The 19,555-nt window shown below is 47.0% G+C and carries 16 protein-coding genes; 7 read left to right on the top strand and 9 right to left on the bottom strand.

The window, feature by feature from the left end:
* Nucleotides 1-40: 40 nt before the first annotated feature.
* From R7Z77_RS15245 to R7Z77_RS15220, 6 genes are all read right to left on the bottom strand, one after another.
* Nucleotides 41-184, bottom strand: a complete 144-nt coding sequence (locus R7Z77_RS15245; RefSeq protein ID WP_012841245.1) for a hypothetical protein — start codon at nt 182-184, stop codon at nt 41-43.
* Complete coding sequence (locus R7Z77_RS15240) at nt 174-2,495, bottom strand: acid phosphatase (protein WP_318136733.1); 2,322 nt, start codon at nt 2,493-2,495, stop codon at nt 174-176. The genes R7Z77_RS15245 and R7Z77_RS15240 overlap by 11 nt, the downstream gene beginning before the upstream one ends.
* Before the next feature lie 262 nt (nt 2,496-2,757).
* Nucleotides 2,758-4,317: a hypothetical protein gene (locus R7Z77_RS15235; protein ID WP_213967733.1), complete on the bottom strand. Its 1,560-nt coding sequence runs from the start codon at nt 4,315-4,317 to the stop codon at nt 2,758-2,760.
* A gap of 2 nt (nt 4,318-4,319) precedes the next feature.
* Nucleotides 4,320-4,892: a sigma-70 family RNA polymerase sigma factor gene (locus R7Z77_RS15230; RefSeq protein WP_025768270.1), complete on the bottom strand. Its 573-nt coding sequence runs from the start codon at nt 4,890-4,892 to the stop codon at nt 4,320-4,322.
* A gap of 2 nt (nt 4,893-4,894) precedes the next feature.
* Nucleotides 4,895-6,367: a chromosome partitioning protein ParA gene (locus R7Z77_RS15225; protein ID WP_318136732.1), complete on the bottom strand. Its 1,473-nt coding sequence runs from the start codon at nt 6,365-6,367 to the stop codon at nt 4,895-4,897.
* A gap of 13 nt (nt 6,368-6,380) precedes the next feature.
* The gene (locus R7Z77_RS15220; RefSeq protein WP_212734033.1) at nt 6,381-7,694 is read right to left on the bottom strand and encodes a serine/threonine-protein kinase; all 1,314 of its coding nucleotides are present in this window, start codon (nt 7,692-7,694) and stop codon (nt 6,381-6,383) included.
* Between the two features lie 258 nt (nt 7,695-7,952).
* On the opposite strand from R7Z77_RS15220, the gene R7Z77_RS15215 reads away from it, so the two are divergent.
* The 4 genes from R7Z77_RS15215 to R7Z77_RS15200 all read left to right on the top strand — a co-directional run bounded on the left by R7Z77_RS15215 (nt 7,953) and on the right by R7Z77_RS15200 (nt 10,949).
* The gene (locus R7Z77_RS15215; protein ID WP_005379123.1) at nt 7,953-8,960 is read left to right on the top strand and encodes a substrate-binding domain-containing protein; all 1,008 of its coding nucleotides are present in this window, start codon (nt 7,953-7,955) and stop codon (nt 8,958-8,960) included.
* A gap of 55 nt (nt 8,961-9,015) precedes the next feature.
* Nucleotides 9,016-9,951 (top strand): LysR family transcriptional regulator, encoded by a 936-nt coding sequence (locus R7Z77_RS15210; protein WP_005379132.1) that lies wholly within the window; start codon nt 9,016-9,018, stop codon nt 9,949-9,951.
* Nucleotides 9,952-10,218: 267 nt separating this feature from the next.
* Nucleotides 10,219-10,623 (top strand): SMR family transporter, encoded by a 405-nt coding sequence (locus R7Z77_RS15205; RefSeq protein ID WP_005379135.1) that lies wholly within the window; start codon nt 10,219-10,221, stop codon nt 10,621-10,623.
* The gene (locus R7Z77_RS15200) at nt 10,620-10,949 is read left to right on the top strand and encodes an SMR family transporter (protein ID WP_085570076.1); all 330 of its coding nucleotides are present in this window, start codon (nt 10,620-10,622) and stop codon (nt 10,947-10,949) included. The genes R7Z77_RS15205 and R7Z77_RS15200 overlap by 4 nt, the downstream gene beginning before the upstream one ends.
* Before the next feature lie 2,108 nt (nt 10,950-13,057).
* On the opposite strand, the gene edd is transcribed toward R7Z77_RS15200, so the two are convergent.
* Both edd and R7Z77_RS15190 read right to left on the bottom strand, forming a co-directional pair.
* Nucleotides 13,058-14,854 carry a phosphogluconate dehydratase gene (edd, locus tag R7Z77_RS15195; RefSeq protein ID WP_033905870.1) on the bottom strand — a complete coding sequence of 599 codons (1,797 nt, stop codon included), beginning with the start codon at nt 14,852-14,854 and terminating at the stop codon, nt 13,058-13,060.
* Nucleotides 14,854-15,378 carry a gluconokinase gene (locus tag R7Z77_RS15190; RefSeq protein WP_033905875.1) on the bottom strand — a complete coding sequence of 175 codons (525 nt, stop codon included), beginning with the start codon at nt 15,376-15,378 and terminating at the stop codon, nt 14,854-14,856. The genes edd and R7Z77_RS15190 overlap by 1 nt, the downstream gene beginning before the upstream one ends.
* A gap of 153 nt (nt 15,379-15,531) precedes the next feature.
* On the opposite strand from R7Z77_RS15190, the gene R7Z77_RS15185 reads away from it, so the two are divergent.
* Together R7Z77_RS15185 and R7Z77_RS15180 are read left to right on the top strand one after the other, a co-directional pair.
* Entirely contained in the window at nt 15,532-16,908 is a 1,377-nt protein-coding gene (locus R7Z77_RS15185; protein ID WP_012841240.1) for a GntP family permease, read from the top strand.
* Nucleotides 16,909-16,917: 9 nt separating this feature from the next.
* Complete coding sequence (locus tag R7Z77_RS15180) at nt 16,918-17,529, top strand: bifunctional 4-hydroxy-2-oxoglutarate aldolase/2-dehydro-3-deoxy-phosphogluconate aldolase (RefSeq protein ID WP_005394384.1); 612 nt, start codon at nt 16,918-16,920, stop codon at nt 17,527-17,529.
* 105 nt (nt 17,530-17,634) lie between these two features.
* On the opposite strand, the gene xapA is transcribed toward R7Z77_RS15180, so the two are convergent.
* On the bottom strand, nt 17,635-18,459 hold the full coding sequence (gene xapA, locus R7Z77_RS15175) for a xanthosine phosphorylase (protein ID WP_171344464.1): 825 nt from the start codon (nt 18,457-18,459) through the stop codon (nt 17,635-17,637).
* 121 nt (nt 18,460-18,580) lie between these two features.
* Between xapA and R7Z77_RS15170 the strand changes: the two genes are divergently transcribed.
* Nucleotides 18,581-19,486: a LysR family transcriptional regulator gene (locus tag R7Z77_RS15170; RefSeq protein WP_005379156.1), complete on the top strand. Its 906-nt coding sequence runs from the start codon at nt 18,581-18,583 to the stop codon at nt 19,484-19,486.
* Nucleotides 19,487-19,555: the final 69 nt, after the last annotated feature.

The raw sequence follows: 19,555 nt of genomic DNA, 5'->3' as shown, positions 1-19,555 counted from the left end.
CCCCGAGTTCGGGGCTTTTTTGCGGTCTCAAATATTATCGCTATTTGAGTGGCGTTTCTTTGTGACAGTTAGAGCAGATATACACTTCTTTGATGCCGACCAATCGTTCCCAAAGTGTTCTGCGTCTTCTGCGCAAATGCACGCTATCACAGCAAGGGTTAACGATGGTTGCTTTAGTCATCATCACCAGGCTCCAAAATCGGTAGTGAACTCGCGATGCTTGTCATGGCTTCTTTGCTGTTAGAGTACAGACTATATTCCGGTGCGGATTCATGACCGTTTTGTTCTTTACTCCAACGAATACCAATATAAAAGTCACCAAAATCGCGGTTGATGTAACGATGACGAGTTTTGTAATCTGACTCTGAGCCTGTTTCTTCTAGAATCAGCAGTTCACGGTCTTCATCATTCTGGATTTCCCAATTACCTGGAGTTTGGAATCCTGTTGGCATGAACGAAGTGTAGTTGTAAGTATCAGTGTCGTATTCGTACGCACCTGACGAGTATTTCAGGACTGTGTCGTCGCCTGTGCCATTACTTTCTACCATCAAGTCATGCTCTAACGTGCCGTGTTTGATGTGTTCTGCAACCGAAAGTGATTCTGCAAATGGGGTATTGCTTGAGTCCATCCAGAACAGCTCATCATCTGAGATTTTAACGATCATTTGAGTGCCGTTATGCTCGGTTTTGTGCTGGTACAACATTTCATACTCGTCGCCGTAGCTGTTGTATAGCTTACCGTCTTTCAGCTCAACGTCGTTACAGTCTTTATTGTTGTATTCCGTGTAACCAGTTTGTTGGTCCAGATCGGCAAGAATGGCGTAAGCATCGTGTTCCCATGTGTCTTTTAGGAAGTCACTGATGTTCGCTTTGTACTCTTGATTCATCTCATCGTGGTTTGAACCCCAGCAGAATAGTAGGCCTTCAGAATCTTGCATCAACATGGCGTAGCCAATTTCACCATCTTTCTGTGCAAAGCTACCCATTTTCCATTCTTGACCGTTGAAGTGCTCGTGAGTGAAGCCCAAAGTCGGTACTACTGGTGGTGGCGTGACGCCTTCGATAACCGTTGGCATGCTGAGCGCAATTTGTACCGCGGTATGGCCATCTGTTGCGCTAATCGCAAGTACTGCTCCAGCTTCACCTGCTTTTGTTGGTGTGCCTTTAATGGTGATAATTGCATTACCATCCTCAGATACTGTTAGACCTTCAATGTCTACATAGTCCGCTGAGTAGTCGGTAATTTGACCGTCTTTATCTTGGAACAAACCAGAAATATCGAGTGTTTGTTCAAACACTTCACCTTGTTGTAGGTACCAACCATCAACGATGGACTGCAGACGCGCTTGTTCTGTTTCTACAACCATTGGTGGTAAGTTTGCCGATTCGATTTCGAACTGAAATACGGTGCTTACCGTACCCAAAACCTTACCTGACGAATCAATGTCTTGCGCCGTTAGAACAATCTCAAAATCACCAGCTTTCTCTACGATTGCAGTTGGATGTAGAACAATCAGGTTGCCAGTTTGCACAACTTCAATGCCTGTGCCTGCAAAGTTGTGCGTCAGTTTGGTTGTCACAAGGTTTTGGTCTTTGTCTGCAAATAGACCTTCAATGTCTAGCTCTAAGCCATCAAAGTCCACGCCTTGTACGATTTTTGGTAGTTTTTCTAGCTTATCTTTAGCTGCCTTTTCGACGATTTTGTTTACGGTTAGCTTGTTATTAACTGCCGTTTCAGGTGCTAAGGTGTCGCTGTGTGGGGTCGCGTCAGTGATGATTGGACGTAGATTTGGGTCATTGATGTTTTCGCCAGATGCAACAAGACGTTCCACTTCTTGGTTTGCCGCTTGAGCAAACTCCGTGGCTTTTTTCTCGTAATTCGTTGGGTTTTGTGCTTTCGAGTCGGTCAGAATCTGAGCGGTTTTATGTAGTTCGGCGTTTTTTGTCGCACTTTCAACAAAATCACTGTACAGATCAATTGGTGCTTCTTCTGAGCCTCCTAGCGCTTGGTTTACTTTCGCTTTCGCGTCTTCTTCACTAATGGCTGGATCCTTTGCCATTTCAATCGCCACAAGATCCGTGATAGGTGAAATCACGTTTGATGATGTTGGTGCACGGAATACGATTTCGTGCGCCATAGCTTGGCCTGGATGATCCATATCTACCGTGTATTTGCCAGCGTACTCTTTCGCATCCAAGGCGATGAGCTGTTTCTGCTTTGAACCGTTTGGTGTGATGGTCTGTAGCGCTAGAGTGCTTTCTGGTTTTGCATCCAATTTCAGTTGACCTTTCTCATCGGTCAGACCAAGGAATGTTTCTTGAGTGTCCCATTGGCCGTTGTTGTTCGTATCTTCAAAAACAACGGCATGCTTGAAGTAGCCGTCAAAACCTGTGATCACAACGCCGTCGTTAGCACTGTTTGAACCACCATCTGAACCGCCACAGCCTGTAAGAGCGATAGCCACTGACGCTGCTAGTAAACTCACCTTATTCATTATTTATTTGTCCTTGTTTCGTTTCCGAATGAGAAAGTCGCTTTTTTTATTATTTTTTTCTTTATATCTCACTAGTGAGATATAAGAGAGTGGTGTCTTTTTAATGACTATTGAGCTTAGGTTCAAGACACGAAAATCCGCACAAAACCCGTAAAATTTATTTCTATTTTTTGTCTATGATGGAAAATTTATAATTTGATCACGGTTCCAGTTTTATTTTGGGAATGATTGTTTTGTTAAAATAACCACCGGTAAAAAAGGTTTATTGGGTGCCGCTAAGGACAGGGGCGTGATAAATCATGTTGATCTTAAATTCCTCAACGCGATCAGCAAATTGAGGGTGAGGTTTAAGCACATAACTGTAGACTTCGCCTGGAATGAATATGTCGTAATCTGTGTATTCAAGGTTGTAAAACATAAATGTTCGTTGCCAGTAATCATCTGGCCATTCAGCACAATGTATTGGAGTTACGCCGTCAAAATCCATTGAGCTAGAGATAATATCGGCAAACTCTCCTCGCCCAGCTACGATAGAGCTGTACCAGTAAAATAAATAATCATGACAAAAGAGGTCATGTTGGTTTGATTTCATATTGAGATCAGAGTCCAGTTTGTGCACTGGTTCGTTACCCTGAACACTTCTATCAAATATGTAGTTGCTAGCAGTCCCGTTTATGTAACCTCCTCCTGAAATTGGAAAGAGGTAGTCAAACGACGTTCCTTGATATTCGTACTCGCCAGTGTGGACATTGATGCGCTTTTCCATGGACTGCTTGTTCTTTTGCATGGTATAGCTTTCGAATTGTTTACCATCAAACACGGTGGTGAAGTAGTTCCGAGTATCTTCATGAACCTGAGATGGGTATTCTTTTTTGATGGTCCAAATTTGGCGTACACCTTGGACATAAACGATCAACGAGTCATCACTGATTTTGTACTTGCCCACTTTTTTCAAGTCTCCCTTTTCAGGACACTGGCGTTTGTTGTGTGAGGCGGCATAACTTACTTCGCCCCCCTCAAACTGAAAGGCCTCGCAATACACCACTTCATACGCGTACGCGATACCGGCAAGATTTTGTGTTGTCTCTAGGCGATAAACTACATCGCCAACTAACGGGTGTTCTGTGTCATTTTGATCGGGTGTGATAACGGGTAACTCAAAGCGCGTTGTGACCCATGCATGATCGCTATTACCGTGATAATCATCGCGCGCTGCTACCGCCAAATATGTGGTGGTTTTTATTTCCTCAGGCGCTCCTTGCACCATCATTTGTCCTTGGTTGAGGACTCTTAACCCATTGGCGTTTTCAAGCCAAATCTGAGTGGTGAGGAGATCGCCATCTGGGTCTTCAAAAAGCTGGTTAAGGTTGAGCGAATAACTCACCGGAGAGTTTTGTTTCAGCTCCCAAGCATAAATAATGGTTTGTAGCTGCTGTTCCACAGTGAGGTTGATGATGGGTTTATTATTCTCTGATGGGTCCTCTTGTGGTCGGCTGTTCTTATCACCCAATGCTGACTCGTAAAACGTGTTGTCTTCTGTGGTATGAAATGGATTCGTAACAGGGCCTGGTTGTCCTAAAAGGGCGGAGTTAAATGCGTCATCTCCCGTTTTTTTAGGAGTGCGATCCAACGCAGAACCTGTCAACGCTTGCTTTACTTCAACTAAAGATGTGCGCTCATATTGACGATGTGCTTGCTGGGTTGACTTGTCGGCGTTGTCTGACGAGTCTTTCACAGATGCCAAATTGTGTTTGTTTGAAATGAAGTAAATACCGAACAAACCGACGCATACTGCGCCGATTATCCAAAGCTTTTTGTTCATGATTACGTGTGCGCCATTCGTGATTGTAGCCAACTGCGAGAGAATTTGAGGTCTTTCTCTATCAGGCTTGCGCTGCACTCGAGTAGCTCACTGATTTCTTGGTTTTTCATGCCCATTAAATACTTGAGTTTGAGTGCGCTCGATTGGCGTGGATAGCGGCTACTGAAACTATCCAGAGCTTTATCCATGATAATCAATTGCTCGAAACGATCTTCTTCATCTCTCATCAATGTAATGTGTTGACGCTTTTGTGCTTGGTGCGAGCGTGCGTTATCGATCAAGATTTGACGCATCACTTTGGCGGCCATCAAAAAGAAATCGCGCTTTGTTTCAATTTCACTCATGTCGCAGTTGGACATTTTCAGGTAAGCATCATGAATTAATGCCGTGGTGCTGTTGACGCTGTCTGCCAGTACTTTGTTGTTGGTGCCGTACTTTTCTGCATTTCGTTCACGCTCATGTTGGGCGATCTTACGCAACTGTAAATAAGCAAACTGATAGAGCTCGCTCTCAGCTTGTTTATCACCAGATTGCCATTGTTGAATGATTTGTGTCAGTGCTACTGCTGTTGCCATGGTTATACATCCTCGCTCACTTTGACAAATTCAGAAATGGTGTAGGTTTCAATGCGATCGGAACCGTCTTGGTTGCGCAGAACATTTTGTTGATAGCGATATAAAATGCCTTGCTCCCAAGTTGCGCCAGCTGGCAAGTATTCCCAGGTGGTGTAATTGATTTCGGATGGGGTTGTTGACCAACGTACCATGACGTTCATTTGTGCGAGTTCGGCTTTGGGGGCGCTATTGTTGACCCACCACATGTCGGCAAATTCGCGGGTAACATCTTGGGTGTACAGGCTTGTATCGGTTGGGCAGGTGTCCGTATTTTTCGGCAGTCGCACGACTTGTTGATGGCGCATCAATAGGCATGATTGTGTCATGGACTGTTGGTGGTATTCGGTTTGCTGCCACACACCGAGGTAGTCAATGTCGTGTTCGCTAGTATTGGGATACGTAAACCAGAGCATTTCTGTACGGTTATTGTGTTGGATGTTTTTTTTACGCCCGAGACCTTGTACTTTTTCCATCAATAACTCGGTGCTCGGATCAAAATTGAGGGCAACGGAGCGGTACTTCCAGTCGCCTTCATCATCGAAGTCTTCGAGAGAGAAGCCATTCAAGTCGTTGCGGGTGCACCCTGTGATTGAACAACCAACGATATTAAACCAATCCGCAAACTTGCTTATCGGTTCGACGACATCTTCCGTGATGGGGCGTTTCATCGAGAGGAAGCAGCCTTGAAAATGATCGCCAATGCTTGGGTGTTCAATCAATGAGTCTTTGGTGATGGTGAATCGAGTTTCACCAATAGGAGGACGATATTTGGGATGATGCTGATAGCGTAGATCGTAAGCACAAGCGCGGCCTTGCCAATCCTTCTTTTTGATGACGATGTTTTTGAACGTCATGTCGCGAGGTTCAAAAATGATCTCATCAGAGGAAAAGTTTTTTTCAATGTACTGCTGGCTTTCGTTTAGGTGCTCAATCGCCTCATTGACAGATACCCAATCGAGATTGAGGTAGCGTTTAGCGTCATCCAGGTAATTGAGATCAAGGCCTTTGAGCTGGCTTTGAAAGTGAGGATCAGAAAGCACACGGTTTGCTAGGACAATTTCCTCACGATTCTCAGGCGTGCTGTCGAGAGAAAGCAGCAGACGCGTCATATTGATGCTGCGGCTAGGTTTGGTTGTCGCCATCGTCGGCGTCAGCACTTCTTGGCTTGATAAGGTCGTCAGCAGATAACCTTTATCATCGTTACCAAGGAAGAAGCTAATTACATCACCGGGTTGGTAATGAAATGCACCTTGCTGAGTGACGCCAGTGATATTGGAACTGGTTTTGTAATACAGGCCAGTCACTGGGGCGTCGATAAAGTAGCCTTGCTTCAAGGTTGAAGCTGGTGGGTGTGAAGTGGCAACTGAAACGTCTGCTGCCAACGTGGACGTAGCCGTCAATGCAGACAGCCAAAATACCACTGAACGTGTATACATCTTGTTTTAAGCCTTATTGGTTGGTGCTGTCCTTAGACGCACAATTTGGCTGACAACTCATTGGTGTAGTTAGGTGCTTCTCTGGCACCGGTGTCATCATCGCCAACAACATTTTTTGTTTTATATGTTTGGGGATATCTGGGTTAGAGAGTATCCGCCTTCGTGTTAACTCCATCATGGAGTTCACTGAGAGATGTTCGACATTTTGCCCCTTCGCGTGGAAGATGAGGCGAGTCATTTCGTACATCATATCTTCTGCAATCTTCTTCTCTTGTTGCAGCTGGATATTCTTTTGCATCATGGCGCTGCCAAATAACACACCAGAGAGCACAATGATGCCTGACAATACCGAAGCAAGGGGACGTCGCTGTACCAAGCGAAAGGCGCTATACAATGGCCAGTTTTTTTTCTGCTCGATTGGGCGGCGTTCGATAATTCGTTCGATATCAATGCGCAATGCTCTAGCATCGGTATATCGCATTTGAGTGGCAGGACGCGTTGCGCGTCTTATCACCCAGTAAACATCAGACCAAATTGTTGGTGATGGAAACATCAAAGCGAGAATTTTGCCTAAGGAGTACACGTCGCTTTGCTCTGTTAGAACCTGTCCTGCTTGCTGCTCTGGGCTGGCAAAATTTTGGCTAAACGCAATCAGCGCTGAGGGTGAATCTTCTCGGTTGGAGTGCGCTTTTTGAGTCAAGTTGAAGTCAAGCAGCTTGGGACGCTTGCTACGATCAATCAGTATATTTTCTGGTTTTAGATCGGCATGCAAAACCTGGTGCTGGTGGGCGTGCTCCATCGCCTGGCAGATCTGCTTAAACAACAGCAGCTTCTCCGTTTTTTCTAGCTTATTTTCAGATAGATACTCATCCAAAGTTTGACCAAACACCCGCTCCATCACGATGTAAACCGAATCTTGATGGAGACCGCCGTCAAACACTTTCGCGATGTAAGGATGGTTTAGACGCGCGAGAAGTTGAGCTTCATCGAAGAGTGCGCGTTGCCCTAACACATTGCTCAAATTGCTTTGAATAAACTTGATAGCCAGATCTTGCTCGAACGTTTCATCTGCACGTAGAGCTGCGTATACGACACCCATGCCACCACGCCCCAACTCATGAGTTAGGCGGTACTTACTGATGATTTCTCCGCTTAGATCGACGTCTTGGTTCGTAGCCTGATGAGCACCAAAATAAAGTAACTGCGTTAGTTGTTCTTCCGGTGTCTCGTTGGCTAAAAGAGGAACGAGTTGTCGATACAGCTCAGGTTGACTTCGTTGCAATGCTTGGAGGTATTGCTGCTTTTGGGAGTCGTCCAGATCAAGCAGGTGGTATTAAATCTGGGTTTCGCTAGAGCCTAACTGCACTGTGACTAATGTCTTATTCTTTTAGGTACGGCATTTTATAAGAACTTTGATATAAATGTCATTTATTTATTCGGTTTTGATTCACAATCCATGAAACGCAATTTGATGGCTAATGGAGTAATAACGTCATGATTTTGCGAATTATTTTCACTGAGCTTGTCGGCAGAGAGTCTATTCGTCATAATGTTACTTGTAACATTACTGATAAATCACATATTTATGGCTCAACAGAATAAGAAAACTCGTACGACATTGCAGGATGTCGCAGACCAGGTTGGCGTCACGAAGATGACCGTTTCACGCTATATGCGTAACCCTGAATCGGTGGCAGAAAAGACTCGGGCCAAGATTGCGACTGCGATTGAAGAGATGGGTTACATCGAAAACCGTGCACCGGCGATGTTGTCAAAGTCCTCCAGTAAAGCCATTGGTATTTTACTGCCGTCTTTGTCCAACCAAATTTTTGCTTCCTTTGTTCAGGGCATAGAGATGGTGACCAAAGCCAATGGCTATGAGACGCTTTTAGCGCATTTTAGCTACGATGAGCTTGAAGAAGAGCGCAAGATCGCGTCATTACTCTCTTATCAAGTCGATGGGCTTATTCTAACTGAAAGCCATCACACGCCGCGTACATTACAGATGATCAAAAATGCTGGCATTCCGGTGGTCGAAACCATGGAACTGCCATCGGAGCCGATTGATATGGCGGTTGGACTCGATCATGAAGATGCGTCGTACACCGTGGTTAAGCAGATGCTAGATACGGGGAAGCGTACAATCGTCTATTTTGGCGCGCGTCTGGATACGCGAACCAAATTGCGGATGCAAGGTTACGATCGCGCGATGACAGAAGCAGGGCTAGAACCCAAACATGTATTAACTGGTGATCATTCTAGTTTTTCTTTAGCGCATGATTTGCTCGAACGCGCACTGGAAATGCACCCAACGCTCGATGGGGTGTTCTGTACCAACGATGACATCGCAATTGGCACCATGCTGAGTGCGCAGCAACGTGGCATTCAAGTTCCACAGCAATTGGCAGTGGCGGGCTATAACGCGCTGGATATCGGTCAAACCATCAGCCCGAAACTGACCAGCGTTGATACGCCGCGTTTCCAAATTGGTGTAAAGAGCGCAGAGCTATTAATTGCGCGCCTGAAAGGCGAAACGCAAGAAGAAAAAGTCTTCGATATGGGGTATCAGATCACGTCGGGAGAGAGTGTTTAACTAATTGTTAACTGCTCTTTGTATTCGCTCATCAATGGTATTGGTAGGTTAGGGTATGGCACATCAGCTGGATGCATTGGATCTCAACTTAATGCGTTTATTAAAAGCCGTGGTGGAAAACCGCAGCATCAAGCTGGCCGCAATGCAGCTTGGCATTTCTCAACCGAGCGCCAGCCGCGGCGTGATGAAGTTGAAGCAAGTGTTTGATGACCCGCTTTTTGTGCGTAAAGCACATGGGGTAGAGCCATCACCCATGGCGATTCGTCTCGCCGCCGAGTTCGACAATATGGTTGCACCACTGGAAAAAGTGGTGCAAGAATTTGAAGTGTTCGACCCGCTGCAATACCAAGGGCAGATCGCGATTGTAACTGACCCTTATTTGATGGATGAACAAGGGCAGCGACTGCTCACTGGTTGTCATCGAGCCTTTCCCAAAGCGCACTTTGCCTTTTCCAGCTGGAATACTTACTCGCACGATGAAATGTTAGAAGGCGAGCACGATTACTGCATTCTTGACCAAGAGACCGAGCTGTCGAAAGACATTTACATGCGCCCGTTATTCGTTGAAAAACGAGTGATTTTGGCGCGCAAAAACCACCCAACGTTGTCGAAAGTCAGCAATGATTGGGACACGGTGTCCAAACTACCACTTGTCTCTTTGCCTGCGCCCGCGTCATATAAACCGCTTTGTACCGTGGAGTCCGAGTATCGACGCATGGGGTATGAGCCAGTAGTGTTACTGAAGTCCTATAATTTGCGTTTGGCTTGCCAAATGTTGCAAGAAACCGACGCGATTATGTATGCCAGTCAAAGCTCGGCATTGTTGATGCCAGAACTCGCCTCTTACGCAATGCCACCCGTTAATCGTGAGTTTAGCCAGTTTGTTGTCTCTGGCGGTTTCCTTCAAACCAACCGCAACCATCCTTTGCACAGACACCTACATAAAGTGGTGCGACAAACCCTCAACACGCCTCTGATTTTTACGCAGTGATGTCACTTTATGGCATCGGCTGAATGAGAGTAGATGCTTTAACCTTATCAATATTGTGTGATTACATAGACAACTTACTTCTTAAGATATTCAAAAATGAATATCTCAATTACCTGTCTCTTTTTCCTACCCAGCGCTAACCTTATCTCAAATAGTCAGGAGAAGTGGCTCATTTTTATCTTTTTAACTTTTTGAATGTCGATACAGGTACGCGGCATTCACCATTCTCCGTTATGCATTTTTTTAATTTCTGATGGAGGATTAATCATGCTAGTTGCACGTCTATTTTTATTGCTCGCCATCGTTGCCGAAGTGGCTGGCACCAGCACTATGTCTCTTATCGGACAAGGGCACGGGTGGTGGGGCTACATCGTAATGTATGTGCTGATCGCAATCTCTTACTACTTTCTCGCGTTTGCCGCGAAGAAAATATCGATAGGTGTGGCATACGCTGTTTGGGAAGGGTTAGGTATCTCGTTGATCACCGTGGTGTCGATCATCGCCTTTGATGCCAACTTAAACCATCAAGAATTGTTTGGTTTGATGTTAGCCGTTGTTGGCATTGTGTGTGTGACCTTAGGGGAATCACATGGTCAACCTAACGCCAAGAAAAATGCCGATAAACCGGCAAAAGAACGTTCATTTTCTACTAGTACAAGGTGCGAATCATGAGTCAATTTTTTACGATGTCATTTGGATTTGTCGTGATGGCTGCCTTGGTCGATATCATGGCCAATATGGCGCTGACACGCTCAAAAGGCTTTAAATATAAAAGCTGGGGCATTGCGGCGATTGTGTTGGTACTGACAGCATTCACGCTGTTGGCACAAGCGGTGAAAGAGATCGACTTAGCCATTGCTTATGCCTCTTGGGGTGCGATCGGTATCTTGGGTACCGCAGTGGGTGGAGCCTTGCTGTTTAAGCAGAAACTCAAACCAATCGGCTGGTTTGGTATCTTTGTGGTGATTGCTGCCGTCGTAGTGATGAAGACCGCTTGATGTAATTTACTGAATGCTAGATATCGTCATTCTGAGCAGCAAGAGACGAGCGTGATTCAGAATCTACCAACAAAAAGTGCTGTGGAAGAGGGGTTTTCTCTGGCTTCACAGCACCTTGATATTAGATTCCTGATCTCGCCTAGGCTCGTCGGAATGACGGACTCATTCATTTTTAAAAAGAACAGAGGCCAATCCTAAAGTTCGTCATTTTGAACAGCAAGAGACGAGCGTGATTCAGAATCTACCAACAAAAAGTGCTGTAGCAGAGGGGATTTTCTCTGGCTTCACAGCACGTTGATATTAGATTCCTGATCTCGCCTAGGCTCGTCGGAATGACGGATTCATTCGTTTTTAGAAAGAGCGGTGGCCAATCTCAAAGCTCGTCATTCTGAATAGCGAGGGACGAGTGTGATTCAGAATCTACCAACAAAAAGTGCTGTGGCAGAGGAGTTTTCTCTAGCTTCACAACACGTTGATAGTAGATTCCTGATCTCGCCTAGGCTCGTCGGAATGACGGATTCATTTTTTTAGAAAGAGCAGTGACCAATCCTAAAGCTCGTGATTCAGAATCTACCAACAAAAAGTGCTGTGGTAGAGGGGGTTTCTCTGGCTTCACAGCACGTTGATATTAAATTCCTGATCTCGCCTAGGCTCGTCGGAACGACGGATTCATTTTTTTAGAAAGAGCAGTGACCAATCCTAAAGCTTGTCATTCTGAACAGCGAAGGACGAGCAAGATTCAGAATCTACCAACAAAAAGTGCTGTAGCAGAGGGGATTTTCTCTGGCTTCACAGCACGTTGATATTAGATTCCTGATCTCGCCTAGGCTCGTCGGAATGACGGATTCATTCGTTTTTAGAAAGAGCGGTGGCCAATCTCAAAGCTCGTCATTCTGAACAGCGAGGGACGAGTGTGATTCAGAATCTACCAACAAAAAGTGCTGTGGCAGAGGTGTTTTCTCTGACTTCATAGCATGTCGATATTAGATTCCTGATCCTGCTGAGGCTCGTCGGAATGACGGATTCATTCGTTTTTTAGAAAGAACTGAGGCCAATCCCAAAGCTTGCCATTTTGAAAAGCGAGGGATGAGCGTGATTCAGAATCTACCAACAAACAGTGCTGTGGCAGAAGTGTTTTTTCTGGCTTCACAGCACGTTGATAGTGGATTCCTGATCTCGCCTAGGCTCGTCGGAATGACGGATTCATTCGTTTTTTAGAAAGAACTGAGGCCAATCCCAAAGCTCGTCATTCTGAACAGCGAGGGACGAGCGTGATTCAGAATCTACCAACAAAAAGTGCAGTGGCAGAGGAGTTTTCTCTAGCTTCACAACACGTTGATAGTAGATTCCTGATCTCGCCTAGGCTCGTCGGAATGACGGATTCATTTTTTTAGAAAGAGCAGTGACCAATCCTAAAGCTTGCCATTCTGAATAGCGAGGAACGAGTGTGATTCAGAATCTACCAACAAAAAGTGCAGTGGCAGAGGAGTTTTCTCTGACTTCACTGCACGCTGATATTAAATTCCTGATTTTGCTTAGGCTCGTCGGAATGACGGATTCATTCGTTTCTAGAAAGAACCGAGGCCAACTCCAAAGCTTGCCATTCTGAATAGCGAGGAACGAGTGTGATTCAGAATCTACCAACAAAAAGTGCAGTGGCAGAGGGGATTTTCTCTGGCTTCACAGCTCATTGATATTAGATTCCTGATCTCGCTTAGACTCGTCGGAATTACGGATTCATTCGTTTTTAGAAAGAGCGGTGGCCAATCTCAAAAACTCGTCATTCTGAACAGCGAGGGACGAGTGTGATTCAGAATCTACCAACAAAAAGTGCTGTGGCAGAGGAGTTTTCTCTGGCTTCACGCATTTTGCTATTAGATTCCTGATCTCGCTTAGGCTCGTCGGAATGACGGATTCATTCGTTTTTTAGAAAGAACTGAGGCTAATCCCAAAGCTCGTCATTCTGAACAGCGAGGGACGAGCGTGATTCAGAATCTACCAACAAAAAGTGCAGTGGCAGAGGAGTTTTCTCTAGCTTCACAACACGTTGATAGTAGATTCCTGATCTCGCCTAGGCTCGTCGGAATGACGAGGTCTTTCTTCTCGCCTTAAACAATAAAGCTTGCGCCTTCTTCTGCACTCGATACGTTTTGGCGGATCACGCTAAACAAGCCTCGTCCCCAAGTTTGTTGGGTCGATTCGGTATCGAAATGAATCAACTCGCGACCAGTGGTGTCGCTTAAGTTGTTCAGTTCGCCCGTTTGGCAATCAAGGCGAATCAAATCACCGTTGCGCACCAAACCAATCGCGCCACCACGAATGGCTTCTGGAGAAACGTGAATCGCAGACGGAATTTTACCGGATGCACCAGATAAACGACCGTCCGTCACTAGCGCGACTTTAAAGCCCGCTTTTTGCACGTTCCCTAAAATTGGCATCAGCTTGTGCAGTTCAGGCATGCCATTTGCCGCTGGGCCGTTGTGTGTGACCACAACGATGCAGTCTTTGTTCAGCTCGCCACGTTTGTACGCGGCCTCCACTTCGTGTTGGCATTGGAATACGATCGCAGGTGCCACAATCACGCGTTGCTCTTCTTTCACCGCAGACACTTTCACCACGGCTTTGCCCAAGTTACCGTGAAGTACGCGAGTGCCGCCGGTGTTTTGGAAAGTGGCGTCTGGTTTGGCGATCACGTCACCGTCTTGGCTGCCTTGGCACGGTGTCCAAGTCAGTTGGCCATCGACAAGGCTCGGCAGCGTCATTTGGTCTTCAAATTCACCAAACACGGGTTTCACATCGCGATGCAAAAGCTCGGATTGGTTCAAGCGGTGCAATAACGCGGGCACGCCCCCCGCGTCTTGGAACGCGTTCATATCGGCTGGGCCGTTCGGGTAAACGCGAGCTAACAAAGGAACCACATCCGACAGATCGCTGATGTCTTGCCACGTGAGCAAGATGCCAGCAGCACGCGCCACGGCGATCATATGAATGGTGTGATTGGTACTGCCGCCAGATGCGAGTAGAGCGATGATGCCGTTGACCAAGCTCTTTTCTGTGACCACTTCTGCCAACGGACGGAAGTGTGCAGAACCCGCCGTCATTGAGGCGATTTTCAGAGCCGCGTGATCGGTTAACGCTTTACGCAGTTGGGTATGGGGATGGATGAATGCCGAACCTGGCAGCATCAAGCCCATGGCTTCGAACACCAACTGGTTGGTGTTGGCTGTGCCGTAAAACGTACACGTCCCCGCAGAGTGGTAAGCGCGACACTCCATATCCAGCAGAGCGTCTTTGCCGACTTCACCCGCTGCGTATTTTTGGCGCACGTCGACTTTCTCTTCGTTGCTGATGCCTGTTGCCATCAGACCCGCTGGTACAAACGCAGTCGGTAGGTGCGCGTAAGACAGCGCGCCCATCAGTTGCCCCGGGGCGATTTTGTCACAGATGCCAAGCAGTAATGTGGCATCAAAGACATTGTGGCTCAAAGACAACGCCGTTGATTGCGCAATTAAGTCACGCGAAAACAGCGACATATCCATGCCTGCTTGACCTTGAGTCACCCCATCGCACATCGCTGGCACACAACCTGCGACTTGCGCTGTATGGCCGTAGTCCGCCAGTACTTGTTTGATTTGCGCTGGATAGTCTTGGTACGGCTGGTGGGCGCTCAACATGTCGTTGTAGGCGCTGATCAGCGCGAGATTGGCATGAGTAAAATCGAGAATATTTTTCTTTTCAGAAGAGCAAGAAGCGGCGACTGCATGGGCTAAGTTACCACAAGATAAACCAACACGGCCTTTGCCAGCTTCGGCTTGCACTTCGGTGCGAGCAAGAAAGGCAGCGCGCGCTTCGCGGCTGCGCTCGGTCAAGCGTTGTGTGACCTCAATAACAACAGAGTGAGTCATTACGCCACCTCGATCGCTTGCATTTTGATTAGCTCAGTAGCAGAGCGTTCCACCACGTCGCTGATGTCTCCGTCGATACTGACGATCAGAGTTTGAGGCTCGTTGTCTGGGCGCTCTAGTGTCTCGAATTGGCTCTTCACCATGTTTTCTTTCATGAAGTGGCCTTTGCGCATACGCATGCGATTAAGGATCAACTCCCTATCGCCATCAAGGAACAGGAAGGTCACGTTGTCGTTGCCTTCGCGGATCTGATCGCGGTAAATCTTTTTCAGTGCTGAACAGACAATAATGCCGTGTTCGTTTTTGCTTTCTAGGCTGTACGCCGCATCACGAATGCGTTCTAGCCATGGCTTGCGATCATCATCGTTCAGAGGCTGGCCCGATGCCATTTTCTGAATGTTCGCTCGTGGATGAAGATCATCACCATCAATGAATTTACGCCCTAGCTTTTTCGCTAGATGCTCACCAATTGTGCTTTTACCACTAGCACAAACGCCCATAACGATGACACTACTACCAGCCATAACTTATCCTCATAACCAAATTTGCGCGTGATCTCAATTTTTGAATTCACTTTAAAATATGGGTTTATCTTATTCATGTTATCGGTAACATGTTACCGGTAACTGAAATAAATGTGAACCATAACACAAACAATAATTCTTAAAGGTGAACCTATGGAGCAATTAACCCAAGCCCCAGATCCTACGTTCCTACTGACGATTGCAGGCCTTGCCATTGCAGCGTTACTCGTTCTGATCATTAAACTGAAAGTCCATGCTTTTGCTTCCCTTACTATGGTGAGTTTAGGCACAGCAATCGCCACTGGCGTTCCTTCTGAGAAAGTCGTATCGACCATGATGGGCGGCTTCGGCGGCACACTGGCTTCCGTAGCATTGCTGGTTGGTCTTGGTGCGATGATCGGTAAAATTCTTGAAGTGACTGGCGGTGCGAAAGTGCTGGCAGACACTTTGATTGGTCGCTTTGGTAAAGAGCGCGCACCATTTGCTTTGGGCGTCGCTTCATTACTGTTTGGCTTCCCAATCTTCTTCGATGCTGGCCTTGTAGTGATGATGCCAATCATCCTCAGTGTGGCGGCTCGTTTTGGTGGCTCACCAATTAAATACGCGTTGCCTGCAGCTGGTGCTTTTGCGGTTATGCACGCGTTTGTTCCACCACATCCAGGTCCGGTTGCAGCGGCCGAATTCCTTGGCGCAAACATCGGTCTGTTATTGGTGGTGGGTATTCTGGTAGCTATTCCAACTTGGTACCTTGGCGCTTACCTATTTGGTTTGTACGCGGGCAAAAAATTCGATATCCCACTATCTAAAGCCTTCTTTAATGGCGAAGCGATGGTGGATGAGCGCAACGCACCAAAATTTGGCACGGTTATGACCATCCTTGTGCTGCCAGTCCTGCTAATCTGTTTGGATACGGTATTGAACACACTGGCGGTTGCGGGTGTGATTGATGGTAAAACGGCACTGGTTGAGTTCCTACGTATGCTAGGTAAAACCCCAGTTGCGTTGCTGATCACTTTGATTGTCTGTCTGGCTGTGTTTGCCAAAGACTACGGCATGGCAAAACTAGAAAAATTATGTGGTGAGTCATTGGCTCCTATCTGTGGTGTTATCCTAGTAACGGGTGCAGGTGGCATGTTTGGCGGCGTACTGCGCTCAAGCGGTATTGGTGATGCACTGGCTGACGTTCTTACAGACACAGGTATGCCTGTGATTGTGGCGGCGTTTGTGATTTCAACTTGTCTGCGTGTTGCTCAAGGCTCGGCAACCGTAGCGCTAACCACTACGGCGGCTCTTATCGCGCCAGTAGTGGCAGCATCAACAGGTTTGAGTGAACTCGACCTTTGCTTTATCGTAATCGCGATTGCGGGTGGTGCAACGGTACTGTCTCACTTCAATGACTCTGGTTTCTGGTTGGTATCTCGTCTGCTTGAGATGGATGAGAAAACCACATTAAAAACTTGGACGGTAATGGAAACGTTACTTGGCGGTATCGCGTTTATTATCGTCGCAACATTAAGCTTTATTCTTTAGAGGTTCCCCATGACAACACTTGAACAACGATTAAGAGAAATCAAAATCGTCCCAGTTATCGCAATCAACGACGTAGCACACGCTCTGCCACTGGCAAAAGTGTTGGTAGAAAACGGTTTACCATGTGCGGAAGTGACATTCCGCACCGAAGCGGCGGCGGAGTCGATTCGCATCATGCGTGAAGCGTACCCAGAACTGTTGATTGGCGCGGGCACCGTTCTGACCACAGAACAAGTGGATATCGCAATCGAAGCGGGCGTGGACTTTATCGTTAGCCCAGGCTTCAACCCAACCACAGTGAAATACTGTCAGCAACGTGGTGTGACTATCGTACCGGGTGTAAACAACCCAAGCTTGGTTGAGCAAGCGATGGAAATGGGTCTGCGTACGTTGAAGTTCTTCCCTGCTGAGCCATCAGGCGGCGTAAACATGCTGAAAGCACTGACGGCGGTTTACCCTGTGGAATTCATGCCGACAGGTGGCGTAAGCCCATCCAACGTGGAAGATTACCTAGCGCTGAAATCGGTTGTGGCTTGTGGCGGTACTTGGATGGTGCCAACCGCAATGATGGACAACGGCGATTGGGAAGGCATTGCTGAATTGGTTCGCGCAGTTAAGTAAAACGCACAAACGGCTCCGAAATACCCCCGAACGTTAGAAAAAGTGATACGAAAAAGGGTCATCAAGTTACTTGATGACCCTTTTGCTTTTTGGAATGAAACAGCTTTAGAAGTGATGCTTAATAAAGCGCTTAATAAAGCGAATGAAATCTGCTTCGGCTAGCTTCGCGCACTTCAATGTTTGGGCGTGAGACAATTCTACATCTCCCAAGCCTTCTGCCATGTTGGTGATCGCACACACTGCCAATACGGGTAAGCCGCAATGCGCCGCAGAAATCACTTCTGGCACGACCGACATGCCCACCACATCACCACCGATGATTTGCATCATGCGGATTTCGGCTGCGGTCTCAAAGTTGGGGCCTGTGTAAGAGACAAACACACCTTCATTCAGGTGAATGCCATTGGCTTTTCCGACTTCAAACGCTTCTGCGCGCAGGTCTTTGTCGTACGCATTGGCGAGGCTGAAGAACCTCGGGCCGTACTCTTCATCATTCGGACCGATCATTGGCGATTCAGGCATGGTATTGATGTGATCATGAAATACCACCAGAGAGCCGACATCAATACGCTCAGGGCGAAGTGAGCCTGCCGCGTTGGTGACGAGCAGAAACTCACAGCCCAGCTTTTTAAAGGTGCGTACGGGCGTGGTCATGACCTTCATTGAGCCGTGTTCGTAGTAGTGACCGCGACCTTTCATGCACACGACGTCTACGCCGCCCATGGTGCCAAGTACCAACTCACCAGAGTGGCCTTGCACGGTGCTAACCGGAAAGCCTTCGAGCTCTTCGTATGGAATGACCACTTTGTCTTGTAGCTCGTCTGCCAATACGCCTAAGCCAGAGCCTAAAATAAACGCCGCTTTAGGTTGGAAGTTTGGTTTGCGTTCGTGAATGGTTTGTAGCGCGCCGATTACTGGATCGTGATTCATGTTAGTCACCTTCTGGTTGTGTGTTGATTCCATTGTGTGACTTTCTGCGCTGGTTATCTTTGCTTTATTCGCTACTATCATCCTTAAAAAGAGGATGATGAAATTCGCTAGGACTCAATGCATGAAGTCAGAACCATTTGAGCGCGTGACGCTGAAGATGCTGCGTTACTTTTACGAGGTCGCACAAACCAAGCATTTCACTAAGGCCGCCGAGAACCTTAATATCACCAATTCGCCGTTGAGCAATCGCATCAAAGAGTTGGAAGAGGTGCTTAACGTCAAACTGTTTGAGCGTGATTCAAGAAACGTCATGCTAACGGAGGCCGGGCGATTGTTGGAGTCCAAATGCCAACTGATTTTTCAGACCTTAGATGTCTCGCTCAATCAAGTGCAGCAAGTGGGTTTGAACCAGAGAAACATCTTGCGAGTTGGTGTGGTAAGTAGCGCATTTTGGGGCGGATTTGATCGTCTGTTACAGCGCTTCCATGCTGAGCATGACACTTATCACGCCGACATTTTTGACCTTAACCCAGAGACGCAAAAGAAGCACCTGAGCGAGAAGAAAATCGATGTGGGCATTGTGCGTTTTGCCGATGCACTCAACATTTATCCGTATCAGTCGGTGTCTTTGGGCAAAGATGTGTTTGTGGTGGCGGTGTCGGAGCAACATGAGTTAGCCAGCAAATCTTTGCTGCGACTCCAAGATTTAAAGACGTGTGAGTTTGCGTTTATGAGTTTGGCGAATTCTGCCTCGGCAAACTTCATCATTAATGCCTGTCTGCAAGAAGGCTTTTCACCCCATATTGGCAAACAAGTGGTGGAGCCAAGCACCTTGATGGCGTATGTGGCAAACAGCAATACCGTGACGTTGGTGCCGTCGACGTTTTCTCAGCATCATTGGCATGGGATTCGTTTTATCAAGCTGAAAGAGTCACTGCGTGCAGACTTGTGTCTGATTCATGACGGTAAGCAGGAGAGTGCTATCAAAGCCGAGTTTATTCGCACGTTATTGGAGAACGCGAGTTAAGCATGGGCTAACAAAAAAAGGTCACCCTAAGGTGACCTTTTCAAATGATTCGCTGAAATCAGCAATGCG

The sequence above is a fragment of the Vibrio sp. 1401 genome (genome assembly GCF_033340295.1).
This window is presented reverse-complemented; position numbering and strand designations above follow the sequence as displayed.